The following is a 15,876-nucleotide window of genomic DNA, read 5'->3' on the forward strand; positions in this document are numbered from 1 at the left end:
AGTCCTTTATAGACATATCGACGAGGGATCCGTCACGGCTCGCGCCACATGGGCTGCATCGGCGGCCCGCCGTCGACCGCGAAGGCCGGCCCGTGATCACGGAAACCCAGCCGCCGGTACAGTTTCGCGCTCTCCGGGCTGCTCGCCTCCAGGTACGCGGGCACGGGGGCGTACCGGTCGAGCCCGTGCCGCAGCAACCGTGCGCCGATCCCTCGCCGCTGTGCCTTCTCGCGGACGCCGATGAACTGCGCGTGGTGGTACTCGCCGCCAGGGGCGCGTTCCGTCATCAAGTCGAACAACGCGATGAGCCTGCCGAGCTCTTCCCCGGTCAGCCCGGCGAACGCGGCCCCGTCGAGGTCGTCCTCGCCGCCGGGTGTCCAGACGACGGCGGCGGAAAGGTCGTCGGTGACGTCGACGTGGCCGCCGACGGCGAGCGCTCCCGCCAGCACCGCCCGGTGGAAGATCCGCTGCCCCACCGCGCGCCGCTCGTCACCGGGGAAGACCCACACACTGACCGGGTCGTCCTGGAAGGCCTCGGCCAGCACATCGATCACAGTGTCCATTTCGGACGGTTCCGCCGCGCGTACGATCATCTTCCCGTCCTCAGCTTGACCGGTTCTTCGTCTTCTTCGAGCGGGCCGCCGATGGCGGCGTACGTCTCGGGATCCTTCGTCCGCAACACTTCCGCGCGCAGGAAGCCCACCAGCGCGGCGACGAGCACGAGACCGGGCAGCCCCCAGCGCAACAGGAACGTCCCGGCCGGGCCGAGCAGCAGATCGAAGTTGAGCAGGATCAGCGCCAGGACGGCCGACAGCGCGAGGATCGCCAGCGACGGCGCGATCCAGCGGCGCCAGGCGTTTTCGGCGCGGCGGCGCCGTTTGAAAAAGCCGATCACCGAAAGCGAGACGGCGATCATGATCACCACGACACCGGTGGACGCCGTCGTGCCGAGCCAGGTGAACAGTTCGGTCACCGGGTCGCGGCCCGCGATCGCGAAGAGCGACACGACCACCAGCGCGAGCGCGGTCTGCGTGAGCGAACCGGCGACCGGCGCGCCGGTGCGTTTGCTGGTCTTGGCCAGCGAACGCGGCAACAGCCCTTCCCTGCCCAGCGCGAAGAAGTACCGCGCGACGGCGTTGTGGAAGCTCAGCAGCGCCGCGCACTGGCCGGTCACGAACAGCGTGTACGCGACGTCGGAGAACGTGCCGCCGAGATGTTCGCCCGCCAGGTTGAACAGCAGATCCGGACCCTGGGCGGCCGCGGTCGTCACGATGACGTCCGGCCCGGCGCCCACGGCCAGCGCGAGCGACGAGACGACGTAGAGCACCGCGGTGAGCGCGATCGCGGCGAACGTCGCCCGGCCGACCGTGCGGCTGGGTTCCCGGGTCTCCTCGCCGTAGGTCGCCGCGCCCTCGAAGCCGATGAACGCGGCCGCGGAGAACGCGAACACCGCGCCCACCCCGGTGGTGAACAGGCTCGACGGTTCCAGCGGCACCAGGGAAACGCTGCCACCGGCCGGATTCGAGAACAACGCGATGTCGACGATCGCGACGACGGCCACCTCGAGGCACAGCGCCACCCCGAGCACCTTGGCGTTGAGATCGACCCGCAGGACGCCGAGCGCGCCGACGAGAAGCACCATCACCAGCGCGCACAACCACCACGGCGGCGGGGATCCGGTGAGTGTGCCCAGCCAGGTCGACACCGACCAGCCGAACAGGCCGTAGATGCTGATCTGGATGGCGTTGTAGGAGATCAGCGTGACGAACGCGATCCCGGCGCCGGTGGATTTGCCGACCCCGTTGGCGACGTACGGGTAGAAGGCGCCCGCGTTGGTGATGTAGCGGCTCATCGCCGCGTACCCGACCGCGAACAGGCCCAGGATCGGGGCGAGCAGAAGGAACGACAACGGCACCCCGATACTGCCGGTGACCGCGTAGTTCGTCGGGACCCCGCCCGCGATGGCGAAGAGCGGCCCCGCCGCGGCCACCACGAAGAACACGATCTGGGCGGCCCCGAGCCGCCGATGACCGAGACCGCGCCGCGGTCTTTGCGTACCCATGGACCCGTCCCCCCGGACGTCGGTTTGGCGGTGTGTGGACGTTCTTGATCTTGCGAAGCCATCCCACCCTAGGGCCGGGCACGCCGGCGAGGTACGTCCGTTCAGGCTAAAAACGGACCTCGGGTCGCAGTGGTGCACGCACTACCGCTACTTTGGCCGTCCCGCACCACAACGCCGGAGGGCGTGCCATTCATGCGTCGGCTGACCTTGGTCGATTCCCTGTTCTTTCTCGCCCACGACGAGTTCACCGGAAAACCCGCGCTGCGCCGCACGGGACTCGGCATCGGAATGGCCGGTTCCGCGCTCTGCGATCTCCTCCTCGCCGAGCGGATCACCGTGGAACGCAAGCGAATCCGCCCGCTGTCACGACGCGGCCTCGCCCATCCCCCGCTCGACGGGGTGTTCTCGGAAATCCTCCGCGAACGCGAACGGCACACCGTCCGGGAATGGGTCACCCATCTCCGGCACGACCTCGGGGAAACGGTCGCGGACAATCTGCTCGCCGCCGGCGTGATCGACCGCGAGACCGACCGGATGCTCATCCGGAAGAATCACCGGTACCCGCCGCGGGATCTGCTGATGTCGACGGCGGCGCGCAGCAAGGTGCGGGCGGCCGTCCTCGGCACCGAACAGCCGGATCCGCATTCGGTCTGCCTGGCCCTGCTGGCCTGGACCATCGGGCTCGACGACTTCTGCGAACCGGAACTCGACCGGGCAGGCCTGCGCGCCTGGGCCGAGTCCACCCATCGGGAACTTCCGAAGGCGCTGGCCGAACTGATCTCGGGGGTCGACGCGGTGTGCGCCGCCGTCGTCTACACCGGCGACCGCCGGTAACGAAAATCTTCGACCGGCTCTCCCCCTTGCCGGAAACTGTCACCCGTGGTTATCGTGTGCCCACGCCGCAGCAACACCTTGACAGAAATGACAATTCTCTGTGGAAAGGGACACCTTTCATGAGTGACACCCTGCGGCCCGCGATGCGTCGTGCTCTCGGCGCGGTCTCCGTTCTCGCTCTCGCCGTTTCCGGCCCCGTCGCGATCTCCTCGCTCGCGTCCGCGGCGCCCGTCCCGGCGTCGGCGTCGATCTTCGCATCCGGTGGCGACCTCGCCTCGCCGGAGAAGAAGGAGATCGCGATGCAGATCGTCTCCAGTGCGGAAAACTCTTCCCTGGACTGGAAAGCGCAGTACTCCTACATCGAGGACATCAACGACGGGCGCGGGTACACGGCCGGCATCATCGGGTTCTGCTCCGGCACCGGGGACATGCTGGAACTCGTCGAGCGCTACACGAACTCGGTCCCGGACAACCCGCTCGCGGAATACCTCCCGGCGCTGCGCAAGGTCGACGGCACCGATTCGCACGAAGGGCTCGGCAGCGGTTTCGAAAACGCGTGGCGGGAGGCCGCCGGTCGCGAGGACTTCAAGGCGGCGCAGAACGGTGAACGCGACCGCGTCTATTTCGACCCGGCGGTGAATCAGGCGAAATCGGACGGTCTGGGCGCACTGGGACAATTCATCTACTACGACGCCATCGTGATGCACGGCCCGGGCACCAGCCAGGACAGCTTCGGCGGTATCCGCTCGGCCGCTCTCCAGCAGGCCAAACCACCCGCCCAGGGTGGTGACGAGACGGCGTACCTCAAGGCGTTCCTCGACGCGCGGCGCGTGGTCATGAAGCAGGAAGAGGCGCACGCGGACACCTCGCGGATCGACACCGCCCAGCTGGTGTGGCTCAACGACGGCAACCTCGACCTGCACACCCCGCTGAAGTGGGCGGTCTACGGGGACCCGTACGAGATCGGCTAGCGCACCGCGACGCATGTCATGAAAGGGTCGTTCAGGACATCTTTCGTCCTGAACGACCCTTTCATGACACACGCGAGGGTGAACTATCGAGGGGCAAGGTGGCGTGATGGAGCCGGCGGTGCGAGCGGGCTCGTCACCGAGACCCAGCACCGTGCGCCCTCGGACTGTCCAAAAAGGACAATCTTCGAGATCAAGGCATCCGATTTGGGTACTTTGCGCAGTATTGCCCGGGGGTCGTGAGTGGCAAGTGTCGTTCTAACCCTCTTTACCACTCACGACTCCCCGTAAAACCGGACTTACAGGCACAAAGCAGGCGCATGCTCTCCGGAAAGTGAACTGTGGACACCTCAGGCGGCACAACGCGCCACATTTAACTTACCCCTCAATAACCCGCCAGCAGATCCTCGGCGGTCCGCGTGTTGATCACCCGGTCCGGCTCGATCCCCAGTTCGTTGGCCCTTTCGCAGCCATAGACCAGCCAGTCCAGCTGGCCGGGGGCGTGCGCGTCGCTGTCGATCGCGAAATCGCAACCCAGGTCGACGGCCAGGTTCAGCAGCCGCGTGGGCGGATCCCGGCGCTCGGGCCGCGAGTTGATCTCGACGGCGACCCCGTTGTCCCGGCACGCGGTGAACACCGCTTCGGCGTCGAACTCCGACTCGGGCCGCTTCCCGCGGCCACCCATCACCAGCCGTCCGGTGCAGTGCCCCAGCACGCGGACCCGCGGATGCCGCACCGCGGCGATCATCCGCGGCGTCATCTCCTTCGCGGGCATCCGCAGTTTCGAGTGGACACTCGCGACGACGAAGTCCAGCCGCTCCAGCAGTTCTTCCTCCTGATCGAGCGTGCCGTCCAGGTGGATGTCGACCTCGATGCCGTGCAGGATCCGGAACGGCGCCATCGTCTCGTTCAGTTCCGCGACGACGTCCATCTGGCGGCGCAGCCGCTCGGGCGAGAGCCCGTTCGCGACGGTCAGCCGCGGCGAGTGGTCGGTCAGCACCATCCATTCGTGGCCGAGCGCGCGGGCGGCCTCGGCCATTTCCTCGATCGGGCTCCCGCCGTCGGACCAGTCCGAATGGGTGTGGCAGTCGCCGCGCAGCGCCGCCCGCATCGCGCCGCCATCGGGCAGCTTCGGCTCGCCGATCTTCTCGAAGTACGCGGGACGGCGCCCGGCGAGGACGTCTTCGACGACGGCCGCGGTCGCCTTGCCGATGTTCGGCAACGCGGTCAACGTGCCCGCCTCGGCGCGTTTACGCAGGTCGTCCGGCTTGACCTTGGCGATCACCGAGGCCGCCTGCCGGAACGCCCGCACCCGGTAGGTCGGCTCGCCCGCGCGTTCCAGCCGGAACGCGATCTCCCTCAACGCCTGCGCCGGTTCCATGCCTACCTGTCTACCCGGTCAGCGGCGAAGAGGCAGCTCATGCCTTGTGACATCGCGCAATTCACCGTCGCGGATCTCGGCGGTCTGATAGGTGCAGAACGGCTGCCGCCGCCGGTCGGTCGGCGAGCCGGGGTTCAGCAGCCGCATCCCGTTCGGCGTGACGGTGTCCCAGGGGATGTGGCTGTGCCCGAACACGAGGACGTCAGTGTCCGGGAAGAGCTCGTCGCAGCGCCGTTCACGGCCCTGTTTGGCGCCGGTTTCGTGGATGACCGCCAGCCGGACGCCGCCGAGGTCCGCCCGCGCGATCTCGGGGAGCCGCGCCCGCAGGTCCGCGCCGTCGTTGTTGCCGTAGACGCCGATGAGCCGCCCGCTCCGGGCCTCGAGTTCGTCCAGCAGGGCGACCTCGACCCAGTCGCCGGCGTGGACGACGACGTCCGCCGCGTCGACCTCGCGCCAGACCTGCTCCGGCAGCGCCTTCGCGCGCAGCGGCAGATGGGTGTCGGCGATGAGCAGCAGCCGCATCAAGCGTCTCCGATGGTTTCGAGGGTCCGCTCCAGGAAATCGCCGATGTGGGTACGCAGCAACCCGGCCGCACCTTCGGCGTCGCCCTTCTTCGCCGCCGCCAGCACCGTCTTGTGCTCGGTCCATTCCTTGCGCCAGCTGGGATTCGCCTCCCAGCCGACCACGCTGATCAACGCGGCGCGGTCCCTGAGGTCGTCCAGCATCGACACCATCAGCGGGTTGCCGCAGCCGCTGTACAGCGCGCGGTGGAACCGTCGGTTGAGCAGGCTGAGCGCGGCGTGATCCTTGTCCGAAAGCGCCGCCGACGCCTCTTTCAGCGCTTCCGCGGCGTCTTCGAGCAGGTCCGGCGAGCGGCGCTCGACCGACCGGCGCACGGCCTCGGGTTCCAGCACCATGCGGACGTCGTACACGGACTTCGCCAGCTCCGCGTCCACCACGCACACCGAAGCGCCCTTGTACGGGCTGAACGTCACGAGTCCCGTGTTCGACAGCACCTTGAGCGCCTCGCGGACCGGCGTCTTCGAGACGCCGAGCCTGGCCGCGAGTTCGGCTTCGACCAGCGGCTGGCCGGGCTTCAACTCCCGGGTGAGGATGCCGCGGCGGATCTCGTCGAGCACCACTTCGGTCCGTGAAGCGGGCAGGCTGAAGGTCGAAGACATGGGCCGATCATATATGAGATGCCATACTCGCGGTCATGAGGAATCCCGAGGAACTCCGCAGCCACCGCTGGTTCGGCGGCGACGAACTGCGCGGCTTCAGCCACCGGGCCCGGAGCAGGCAACTCGGCTACAACCCGGAGGAGCACCTCGGGAAACCCGTCATCGCGATCCTCAACACCTGGAGCGACATCAACCCCTGCCACATGCATCTGCGCGAGCGGGCGGAACAGGTCAAACGCGGGGTGTGGCAGGCGGGCGGGTTCCCGCTGGAGTTCCCGGTCGCGACGCTGTCCGAGACGTTCCAGAAGCCGACGCCGATGCTCTACCGCAACCTGCTTTCGATGGAGACCGAAGAGATCCTGCGGTCCTATCCGATCGACGGCGCGGTGCTCATGGGCGGCTGCGACAAGACGACACCGGCGTTGCTGATGGGCGCGACGAGCGCGGGACTGCCCGCGATCTTCGTGCCCGCCGGCCCGATGCTGCGCGGACACTGGCGGAACGAAGTGCTCGGCAGCGGCACCGACATGTGGAAGTACTGGGACGACAAGCGGGCCGGGCTGATCGGCGACGAGGAACTGTCCGAATTGGAGCGTGGGCTGGCCCGCTCTCCCGGAACCTGTATGACGATGGGGACCGCGTCCACGATGATGTCGGTCGCCGAGGTGCTCGGCTTGACCTTGCCCGGAGCCGCGTCGATCCCCGCCGTCGATTCGGCGCACCACCGGATGGCCGCGGCGAGCGGCGCGCGGGCCGTCGGGATGGTGTGGGAGGACCTCACCATCACGAAGATCCTCGACGAACGCGCGTACGCCGACGCGATCACCACAGCGCTGGCGCTCGGCGGCTCCACCAACGCCGTCATCCACCTGATCGCGATGGCCGGACGCGGCCGGATCCCGTTGTCCGTCGACGATTTCGACACGATCGCCCGCCGGGTCCCGGTGCTGGCGAACATCCGGCCCGGCGGCGACTGGCTGATGGAGGACTTCTACTACGCCGGCGGGCTTCCCGGTCTGCTCTCCCGGCTGACCGACCTGCTGCACACCGATCGCGTCACGGTCACCGGCCGGACGCTCGGCGAGAACCTGGCTTCGGCGCGGGTGCACGACGACGACGTCATCCGTACGCGTGACAATCCCGTCGCCGCGGAAGGAGGAGTCGCGGTGCTGCGCGGGAATCTCGCGCCTTCGGGCGCGGTGATCAAGCACATCGCCGCCGACCCCCGGCTGCTCGTCCACACTGGACCCGCGGTGGTCTTCGACGACTACCGGGACTTGAAGAAGCGCATCAACGACCCCGCGCTCGGCATCACCGAGGATTCGGTGCTGGTGCTGCGCGGATCCGGTCCGCTCGGCGGCCCTGGCATGCCCGAGTACGGGATGCTGCCGCTGCCGGATCACCTGCTGGCCAAGGGGGTCCGCGACATGGTCCGCGTGTCCGACGCCCGGATGAGCGGCACCAGTTACGGCGCCTGCGTGCTGCACGTCGCGCCGGAATCCCATGTGGGCGGTCCGCTCGCGCTCGTCCGCGACGGCGACCCGATCACCTTGGACGTCCCTTCGCGACGGCTGAGCCTCGACGTCGATGATGCGGAATTGCAACGCCGGCGGGAGGCCTGGAACCCGCCCGCGCCGCGCTACGAACGTGGTTACGGCGCGTTGTACTCCGAACACATCACGCAAGCTGATGAGGGTTGTGACTTCGATTTTCTCGCGCGGGTGGGCGAAAACCCGGAACCTGACGCCCAGTGACCACCCGACGGAGTGACCCGCTCACCCAACCGGGCGAGTTGCAGGCCCACAAAACGCGCCCCGTATCTTGAACGTACGTCCGGAACGTGTGGAAGGCCCGGATGTTCGATCACGAAGCCCGGCGCTCGCCGGACCGTGGAGGGTGGAGAGTTGCCGCAGGAACCGCGCTGGCCCGAGTCCCACGCTGAGCAGACGGACATTCTCCCGGTCGTCACGCCCGGGTTCGCGGAGTCTGCCACGCCGCAGGAGCCCACGCCACCGAAACGCCGTCGCGGCTATCGCAAGGCCGCCTTCATCGGCGGCGGCGTGTTCGGCCTCCTGGTCGTCGCGTACGCCCTCGACGTGCTCGTCTCCCAGGGCAGCGTCCCCCGCGGCGTCACCGTCGCCGGGGTCGACGTCGGCGGGATGGACCGCACCGCGGCCGAGAAGGAGCTCCGGGGCGGCATCGAACCGCGGCTGACCCGGCCGGTGAAGATCGTCGCGGGCGACGCCGAGGAGTCGCTGGCGCCGAACAACGCCGGCCTGCGCCTCGACTGGCCCGCCACCCTGGACCAGGCGGGCGACCAGCCGCTGAACCCGTTCACGCGGATCGCGTCGTTCTTCTCGACCACCGAGGTCGGCGTCGTCACCCAGACCGACGACGCCAAGCTCACCGGCGCGCTGGAGAACCTGCGCGACAAGGTCGACCGCGACCCCATCGAAGGCACCGTGCGCTTCGAGGAGGCCAAGCCGGTCGCGGTCGAGCCGAAGACCGGGCAGAAGCTCGACCTCGAAGCCGCCAAGAAGACCATCCTGGAGCGCTGGGCCGGTGGCGAGCCGCTGAACCTCGCGGTCACCCAGACCCCGGTCAAGGTCTCGCCGGAGGCCGTCCACGCCGCCCTCGAGCAGATCGCGAAGCCCGCCGTTTCGGCGCCGATGGTCATCAAGGGCGAGGGCAAGGACGCCGTCGTCAAACCCGAGGACATCGCGGGCGCGCTGACCTTCGAGCCCGTCGACGGCGGCGTGCTGAACCCGAAGGTGGACAACAACAAGATCATCGAGGCCGCGGGTCCTCAGCTGAAGTCCACCGAGAAGGAGGGCAAGGACGCGCAGATCGTCTTCGAAGGCGGCAAGCCGACCGTCCAGCCCTCCGAGGACGCCAACGTCGTCGACTGGGAGCCCAGCCTCAAGCCGGTGCTCGACGTGCTCAAGCGCGCCGCGCCCCGCGAGCTGCCGGTGACCTACAAGAAGACCCCGGCCAAGGTGACCACCGAGCAGGCGAACCAGCTCGGCATCAAGGAGGTCGTCAGCGAGTTCAAGACCGGCGGGTTCGCCGCGGACTCGGGGACGAACATCCGGGTCGTGGCGCAGAAGGTCAACGGCGCCATCGTGAAACCGAACGAGACGTTCAGCCTCAACGGGTTCACCGGGCCGCGCGGTGCCGCGCAGGGCTACGTCGAGGCCGGTGTCATCAAGGACGGCGCACCCGGCCGCGAGGTCGGGGGCGGGATCTCGCAGTTCGCGACCACGCTGTACAACGCCTCGTACTTCGCCGGTATGAAGGACACCGAGCACAAGGAACACAGCTACTACATCAGCCGCTACCCGGCCGCCCGCGAGGCGACCGTGTTCCAGAACCACAACGGCGGCAGCGTGATCGACCTGAAGTTCACCAACGACGGTGACACCGGCGTCGCGATCCAGACCATCTGGACGCCGTCGGACATCACGATCCGGCTGTGGGGCACCAAGAAGTACACCGTCGAGTCGATCCCGGGCGGCCGCAGCAACCCGTCCGACCCGCCGACGAAGCCCGGCCCCGCCGAGAACTGCAAGCCCAGCAACGGCGCGCCCGGCTTCACCACGTCGGACACCCGGGTCATCAAGGACGCCGCGAGCGGCCGCGAGATCCGGCGCCACACCCGGAACGTGCACTACAACCCGCAGCCGAAGATCACCTGCGGCACTGAGTAGCTCCTAGCGCGTGAAGGAGGCCTTCACGCACTAGGAGGGTTCACCACCCGCGCTCGGAGCGGTACGCTGAGTGACTCACTCGACCGGGCGGGGGTGGTCACCTCGTGGACTCCAAGGCGACCTTCCGGCAGATCCTCGCGGTCGGTGAACTGCGCGCGATCTGGTTCGCGGAACTCCAATCCATCCTCGGTGACCAGGTGGCCAGGGTCGCCCTGTCGGTGCTGGTGTTCCAGCGCACCGGCTCGGCGACGTGGCCGGCGCTGACGTACGCGCTCACCTATCTCCCTGATCTGATCGGCGGGCCGTTGCTCGGCGGTCTGGCCGACCGGTACCCACGCCGCGCGGTGATGGTCTGCTCCGACGTCGTCCGCGCGCTCCTGGTCGCGGTACTCGCCGTCCCCGGCATCCCGTTGCCCGTGCTCGCCGCCGTGCTGGTGGTGGTGCAGCTGGCCAACGCGCCGTTCACCGCCGCGCAGGCCGCGGTCCTCCCTTCGGTGCTCAGGGGGGACCGGTACGTACTCGGCCAGTCCCTGCTGAAGATCACCAACCAGATCGGCCAGCTGGCCGGGTTCGCGCTGGGCGGCGCGGTGATCGCCGCGATCGGACCGGGCCGCGGGCTGGCGCTGGACGCGGTGACGTTCGCCGTCTCCGCCATCGTCCTGCGGCTGGGCGTGCGGGCGCGGCCCGCGACGGGCGCGGCAGGCCCCGCGACGTCGACCCTGCGGCGGCTTTCGGCGGGCGCCGGGACGATCTGGCGTGACCGACGGTTGCGCGCGCTGGTCGGCCTGGCGTGGCTGGCGGGTTTCGTGATCGTGCCGGAAGGCCTCGCCGTGCCCTACGCCGCGGAGATCGGCGGCGGGGCGGTGACCGCGGGGCTGCTGCTCGCGGCGCATCCCGCGGGGATCGTGCTCGGGGTGTTCGTGCTGGGCCGCCTCGTGCGGCCCGAGATCCGGTTGCGCCTGGTCGGCACGCTGGCGCTCGGGGCGATCGTGCCGCTCGCGGCGTTCTGGTTCCGGCCGTCACTCCCCTACGCCGCCGGACTGCTCGTGCTGTCCGGGATGTGCGCGGCCTACCAGGTCACCGCGAGCACCACGTTCATGCGGCTGGTACCCGACACCGAACGAGGCCAGGCCTTCGGCCTCGCCGGGTCGGGACTCATCGCCGTGCAGGGAATCGGGCTGATCGCCGGCGGCCTGCTCGTCGGCGTGCTCGGTTCACCGGCGACGACGGTCTCGGTCATCGCACTCGCCGGTCTCGTAGTGGCTGTTCCGGCCACCCGGGCTTGGCGCCACGTGGCCCCACCGCACCCCCTTTAGACCGGAACCCGGTACTCACCAGTTCTGCCCGCGCATAGGGCTCACCCCCTCCGCTTTCCCGCTCCCGGTCACGCGTGGTGCCCCACGCCTACCCATACAGCGTAGTGACACCTAGTATCCAACCGATTACGTTCGTCTCCGTGGCGCTAACGAATTGGGCGCTGTGGCGGCTACCCAACCGTGGTTTGATCGGCTTCGTCCTCCTGGTGGACGTCGCGGCGATCGCCGGATCCGCCTGGTCTTTTCTCCGCATCCCCTTCACCGAGGGCGACGCGCTCCCCTTCGCGATCCTGATCCTCAGCTCCGTGCTGTACACGGAACTATCCCGTCCGGTGGAGCGGGTGCGGGAACGGTTCGCCGGCACGCCGCACATCTCGCTCGACAGCGTGTGGACCTTCGCCGCCGTGCTGCTGGTGCATCCGGCGCTCGCGGCGCTGGTCATCGCCGTGTCGTTCTTCTACCGCTGGTTCCGCGGGCAGCCGAACCCGCTGTTCCGCCGGGTGTTCTCCACCTCGGCGACCGTGCTCGCGGGGTTCGCGGCGGCCGCCTACCTGTCCCGGTACGCGGTGCCGTTCGACGTGCTCCCCCGCGACGCGTCGTCGTTCGGGTCGGTTGTCGCGGCGGGCGGGGTGTTCCTGCTGGTCAACACCGTGCTGATGACGATCGCGGTGTACTACGGCACCCCGCACGAACGCCTGCGGGACGCGCTGGCGAAGCCGTTCGAGTACGCGCTCGAAGCGGCGACGATCGCGCTCGGCGTCATCGTCGCGTGGGCGCTGCGGGACTGGCCGGTGGTGCTGCTGCTGGTCGTCGGGATCACGCTGGTGCTGCATCGAGGTGTCCTGCTGCGGCAGCTGAAACGGCAGGCGCGCAGTGACGCCAAGACCGGGCTGCTCAACGCGAAGGCGTGGCGTGAGGCCGCGACCGACGAACTCGACCGCGCGCGGCGCGCGGGGCGGCACACGAGCCTGCTGATGGTCGACGTCGACCGGTTCAAACTGATCAACGACCGGCACGGGCATCTGGTCGGCGACCGGTATCTGGCGGCGATCGCGGAAACGCTGCGTACCGAGGTGCGCGGAACGGATCTGGTCGGGCGCTTCGGCGGCGAGGAGTTCGTCGTCCTGCTGCCCGGCACGCCCGCCGTGCACGCCCACGCGATCGCGGAGCGGATCCGGGCGAGCGTGGCTTCGCGCGCCGGTGACCTGCCGGAGCACGTCACCGTGTCGATCGGGCTCGCCGACCGGCCGGGCGTCGCCGATCTGGACACGGTGATCGCCGTCGCGGACCGGGCGCTCTACGAGGCCAAGAACACCGGGCGGAACCGGACTTCGGGCTACCAGGTGACCGGCTGACCCCCGCGTTTCGTCCTCTGGATGCGATACTTGCGTGTGCAAGGACCGCATCCAGAGGACTAAACGCGCTCAGGGGAGGCCGGCGAGGGACTTCTCGAGGGCCTCGTCGGGCAGCGCGTGATCGGAGATGTCGCCCGCCAGGTACGCGCCGTACGCCGGGAGGTCGAGGTGCGCGTGCCCGCACAGCGCGGTCAGTATCACCTTCTCCTCCCCGGTTTCCTTGCACCGCAAAGCTTCCTGGATACACGCGGCGAGCGCGTGCGTCGGCTCGGGCGCGGGGATGATGCCCTCCGTGCGCGCGAACCGCACGCCCGCGGCGAAGCAGTCCTCCTGCCCGATGGCGATCGCGTCGATCAACCCGAGTTCGTAGATATGCGAGATCAGCGGGGACATCCCGTGATAGCGCAGGCCACCGGCGTGGATGGGGTCGGGGATGAAGTCGTGACCGAGCGTGTGCATCTTCAGCAACGGCGTCAGCCCCGCGGTGTCCCCGAAGTCGTACGCGTACTTCCCGCGGGTGAGCGTCGGGCAGGCGGCCGGTTCGACCGCGCGGATCACCGGGTCCATCCGGCCCGCGAGTTTCTCGCGCAGGAACGGGAAGGCGAGCCCGCCGAAGTTGGATCCGCCGCCGGTGCAGCCGACGAGGACGTCCGGGGTGTCCCCGGCCAGCTCGAACTGTTTGAGCGCCTCTTCGCCGATGATCGTCTGGTGCAGCAGCACATGGTTGAGCACGCTGCCGAGCGCGTAGCGGGTGTTCTCCGCCTGCGCCGCCTGCTCGACGGCCTCGCTGATCGCGATGCCGAGGCTCCCGGTCGAGTCCGGGTCGGCGGCCAGGATCGCGCGGCCGGATTCGGTCAGCTCGGACGGGCTCGGGTGCACCGTCGCGCCGAACGTCTCCATCATCAGCTTGCGATACGGCTTCTGGTCGTAGGAAGCGCGGACCTGCCACACCTCGCACTCGAGCCCGAAGGTGGCCGAGGCGAACGCGAGCGCGCTGCCCCACTGCCCGGCGCCGGTCTCGGTGGTCAGCCTGGTGACGCCCTCCGCCGCGTTGTAGAACGCCTGCGGCACGGCGGTGTTGGGCTTGTGCGAGCCGACCGGGCTGACGCCCTCGTACTTGTAGTAGATGCGGGCGGGCGTGCCGAGCGCCTTCTCCAGCCGCCGCGCCCGGAACAGCGGTGACGGACGCCAGAGCCGGTAGACGTCGAGGACCTCTTCCGGGATGTCGATGTACCGCTCGGTGCTGACCTCCTGGGCGATGAGCGCCTGCGGGAACAGCGGCGCGAGATCGTCCGGACCGACCGGCTCGCGGGTGCCGGGATGCAAGGGCGGTGGCGGCGGCTCCGGCAGATCCGGGACGACGTTGTACCACCTGGTCGGCATGTCCGCTTCGTCGAGGATGTATTTGGTCCGCTCCGCCATTGAGCCTCCTCCGTCCGTCCCTTCAACCTAAAGGGACGGACGGCGCGGCACCAGACATCGCTACTACGGTGTGACCATGGGGAATCTCGTACTGCTCGACGCACCGTCCAATCTCGGGCTGCGCCCGCCCGCCGAAGGCGTGGTCCCCGGCTGTTACAAGGCACCGGGCGCGCTGCGTGACCACGGCCTGCTCACCCGGTTGGGGGCGACCGACGGCGGCGTCGTCACCCCGCCGCGCTATCTGCCCGCATGGTCAGCCGATGGCGGAGTGCGGAACGCGGCCGGGATCGCGGCCTACACCGAGTCCCTCGCCGCACGTCTCGCGAAGATCCGCGCGGACGGCGGCTTCCCGGTGGTGCTCGGCGGCGACTGCTCGATCGCGCTCGCCGCGATGCTGACGCTGCGTCGCGAAGGCCGCTACGGCATCGTCTACTTCGACGGACACGACGACTTCCGGCATCTCGGCAATTCCGAGTACGTCGCCAACGTGGGCGGCGAGGCCCTCGCCGTCGTCACCGGCCGTGGCCAACCCGAACTGGCCGATGTGGACGGTCTGAAGCCCTACGTCCGCGACGAAGACGTCCTCGTCCTCGGCGTGCGCGCGGAGGAGTCCGCCGAGGCACGGGACGCCGGGCTCCGGATCGTGACCAGCCAGGAGACCATGGCGTCCGGCACCGACGGCGCGCTCGCCGCCGCCCGGGAGATCTTCGCGCCGCTGGACGGTTTCTGGATCCACATCGACATCGACACCCTCGACCCGGAATTCGTGTCCGCCGTGGACAGTCCCGATCCCGGCGGGCTCAGCCCGGACAAGCTCGTCGAGCTGCTCCGGGGCCTGCTCGCGATCCCCGGCGCCGCCGGGCTGGAGCTGACCATCTTCGATCCCGACCTCGACCCCGACGGCACGCAGGCCGCCCTCGTGACGGACTGCCTCGTGCGCGCACTGGAAGGACCCCGATGACCAAGGTGACCGTCGCCGACGGCTCGTTCGACGCCCCGCTCTGGCTGCCCGAATCCGGCTCCGGCCCGGGGCTGGTGCTGATCCAGGAGATCTTCGGTCTCGACGACTACCTCAAGTCGGTCGCCGCCGACCTGGCCGCCCTCGGCTACGTCGTCGCGGTGCCCGAACTGTTCTGGCGGATCTCCCCCGGCTGGTCGGCCACGCACGACGAAGCCGGTGTCTCGGCGTCGATGGCCGTCGCCGGCCGGCTGGACCCGGCGAGCGCCGTCACCGACGTGCTCGCGACCCTCGCGACACTGCGAGCGCTGCCCGAAACCGGCGGCCGCGCGGGCGTCTTCGGCTTCTGCCTCGGCGGCTCGATGGCCTACGCGGCCGCCGCCGAAGGCGACCCGGACGTCGCGGTCTCGTACTACGGCTCCCGCGTTCCCGAGCAACTTCCTTTGCTGGACAAGATCACTTGCCCGATCCAGTTCCAGTTCGGCGGCGCGGATCCCTACATTCCCGCCGAGGGCGTGAGTCGCCTCGCCGACGCCGTCGCCTCCCACGACGGCGCGGAGATCCACATCCACGAGGGCGCGGGCCACGCGTTCCACAACCACGTGGCGCCGATGTTCCATCAACCGGAGCCCGCCGCGGCGGCCTGGGCGCTGACGTTGGAGTTCTTGGGGCGGACCTACCCGGTGTGACCT

14 protein-coding genes are annotated in these 15,876 nt (G+C 69.1%); 8 read left to right on the forward strand and 6 right to left on the reverse strand.

The features are described 5' to 3' along the window. Positions 1 to 32: 32 nt before the first annotated feature. On the reverse strand, positions 33 to 593 hold the full coding sequence (locus tag ACSMFO_RS28630) for a GNAT family N-acetyltransferase (protein ID WP_436461173.1): 561 nt from the start codon (positions 591 to 593) through the stop codon (positions 33 to 35). After that, positions 590 to 2,062: an APC family permease gene (locus tag ACSMFO_RS28635; protein ID WP_436461174.1), complete on the reverse strand. Its 1,473-nt coding sequence runs from the start codon at positions 2,060 to 2,062 to the stop codon at positions 590 to 592. The genes ACSMFO_RS28630 and ACSMFO_RS28635 overlap by 4 nt, the downstream gene beginning before the upstream one ends. Positions 2,063 to 2,254: 192 nt before the next feature. Between ACSMFO_RS28635 and ACSMFO_RS28640 the strand changes: the two genes are divergently transcribed. Together ACSMFO_RS28640 and ACSMFO_RS28645 are read left to right on the forward strand one after the other, a co-directional pair. Next, the gene (locus ACSMFO_RS28640) at positions 2,255 to 2,896 is read left to right on the forward strand and encodes a GOLPH3/VPS74 family protein (RefSeq protein WP_125735455.1); all 642 of its coding nucleotides are present in this window, start codon (positions 2,255 to 2,257) and stop codon (positions 2,894 to 2,896) included. Positions 2,897 to 3,015: 119 nt separating this feature from the next. Beyond that, the gene (locus ACSMFO_RS28645) at positions 3,016 to 3,867 is read left to right on the forward strand and encodes a chitosanase (protein WP_350594616.1); all 852 of its coding nucleotides are present in this window, start codon (positions 3,016 to 3,018) and stop codon (positions 3,865 to 3,867) included. A gap of 382 nt (positions 3,868 to 4,249) precedes the next feature. Here the strand turns inward: ACSMFO_RS28645 and ACSMFO_RS28650 are convergent, their stop codons facing one another. From ACSMFO_RS28650 to ACSMFO_RS28660, 3 genes are read right to left on the reverse strand one after another with little or no spacing between them, the layout of a single operon-like run. Beyond that, a complete protein-coding gene (locus ACSMFO_RS28650) occupies positions 4,250 to 5,245 on the reverse strand; it encodes a PHP domain-containing protein (RefSeq protein ID WP_436461175.1) in 996 nt (331 codons plus the stop codon). An 18-nt stretch (positions 5,246 to 5,263) separates the two neighbouring features. Then, the gene (locus ACSMFO_RS28655; RefSeq protein ID WP_378412913.1) at positions 5,264 to 5,767 is read right to left on the reverse strand and encodes a metallophosphoesterase family protein; all 504 of its coding nucleotides are present in this window, start codon (positions 5,765 to 5,767) and stop codon (positions 5,264 to 5,266) included. Continuing rightward, a complete protein-coding gene (locus ACSMFO_RS28660) occupies positions 5,767 to 6,426 on the reverse strand; it encodes a GntR family transcriptional regulator (protein ID WP_436461176.1) in 660 nt (219 codons plus the stop codon). Before ACSMFO_RS28660 ends, ACSMFO_RS28655 begins: the two co-directional genes overlap by 1 nt. A gap of 35 nt (positions 6,427 to 6,461) precedes the next feature. Here ACSMFO_RS28660 and araD point away from each other — a divergent pair, with 35 nt between their 5' ends. The 4 genes from araD to ACSMFO_RS28680 all read left to right on the forward strand — a co-directional run bounded on the left by araD (position 6,462) and on the right by ACSMFO_RS28680 (position 12,804). Then, positions 6,462 to 8,180: an L-arabinonate dehydratase gene (gene araD / locus ACSMFO_RS28665; RefSeq protein WP_436461177.1), complete on the forward strand. Its 1,719-nt coding sequence runs from the start codon at positions 6,462 to 6,464 to the stop codon at positions 8,178 to 8,180. Positions 8,181 to 8,330: 150 nt separating this feature from the next. Beyond that, entirely contained in the window at positions 8,331 to 10,133 is a 1,803-nt protein-coding gene (locus tag ACSMFO_RS28670) for a VanW family protein (RefSeq protein ID WP_436461178.1), read from the forward strand. A 104-nt stretch (positions 10,134 to 10,237) separates the two neighbouring features. After that, positions 10,238 to 11,449: an MFS transporter gene (locus tag ACSMFO_RS28675; protein WP_436461179.1), complete on the forward strand. Its 1,212-nt coding sequence runs from the start codon at positions 10,238 to 10,240 to the stop codon at positions 11,447 to 11,449. A 140-nt stretch (positions 11,450 to 11,589) separates the two neighbouring features. After that, positions 11,590 to 12,804, forward strand: a complete 1,215-nt coding sequence (locus tag ACSMFO_RS28680) for a GGDEF domain-containing protein (RefSeq protein WP_436461180.1) — start codon at positions 11,590 to 11,592, stop codon at positions 12,802 to 12,804. A gap of 69 nt (positions 12,805 to 12,873) precedes the next feature. Here the strand turns inward: ACSMFO_RS28680 and ACSMFO_RS28685 are convergent, their stop codons facing one another. Further along, on the reverse strand, positions 12,874 to 14,226 hold the full coding sequence (locus ACSMFO_RS28685; RefSeq protein WP_038517725.1) for a TrpB-like pyridoxal phosphate-dependent enzyme: 1,353 nt from the start codon (positions 14,224 to 14,226) through the stop codon (positions 12,874 to 12,876). 76 nt (positions 14,227 to 14,302) lie between these two features. Here ACSMFO_RS28685 and ACSMFO_RS28690 point away from each other — a divergent pair, with 76 nt between their 5' ends. Together ACSMFO_RS28690 and ACSMFO_RS28695 are read left to right on the forward strand one after the other, a co-directional pair. Then, the gene (locus ACSMFO_RS28690) at positions 14,303 to 15,187 is read left to right on the forward strand and encodes an arginase family protein (protein WP_436461181.1); all 885 of its coding nucleotides are present in this window, start codon (positions 14,303 to 14,305) and stop codon (positions 15,185 to 15,187) included. After that, complete coding sequence (locus tag ACSMFO_RS28695; protein ID WP_436461182.1) at positions 15,184 to 15,873, forward strand: dienelactone hydrolase family protein; 690 nt, start codon at positions 15,184 to 15,186, stop codon at positions 15,871 to 15,873. Before ACSMFO_RS28690 ends, ACSMFO_RS28695 begins: the two co-directional genes overlap by 4 nt. The last annotated feature ends 3 nt before the right edge of the window (positions 15,874 to 15,876 follow it).

It is taken from the genome of Amycolatopsis sp. w19, from assembly GCF_051373225.1.
Classification (GTDB): Bacteria; Actinomycetota; Actinomycetes; order Mycobacteriales; family Pseudonocardiaceae; genus Amycolatopsis; species Amycolatopsis japonica.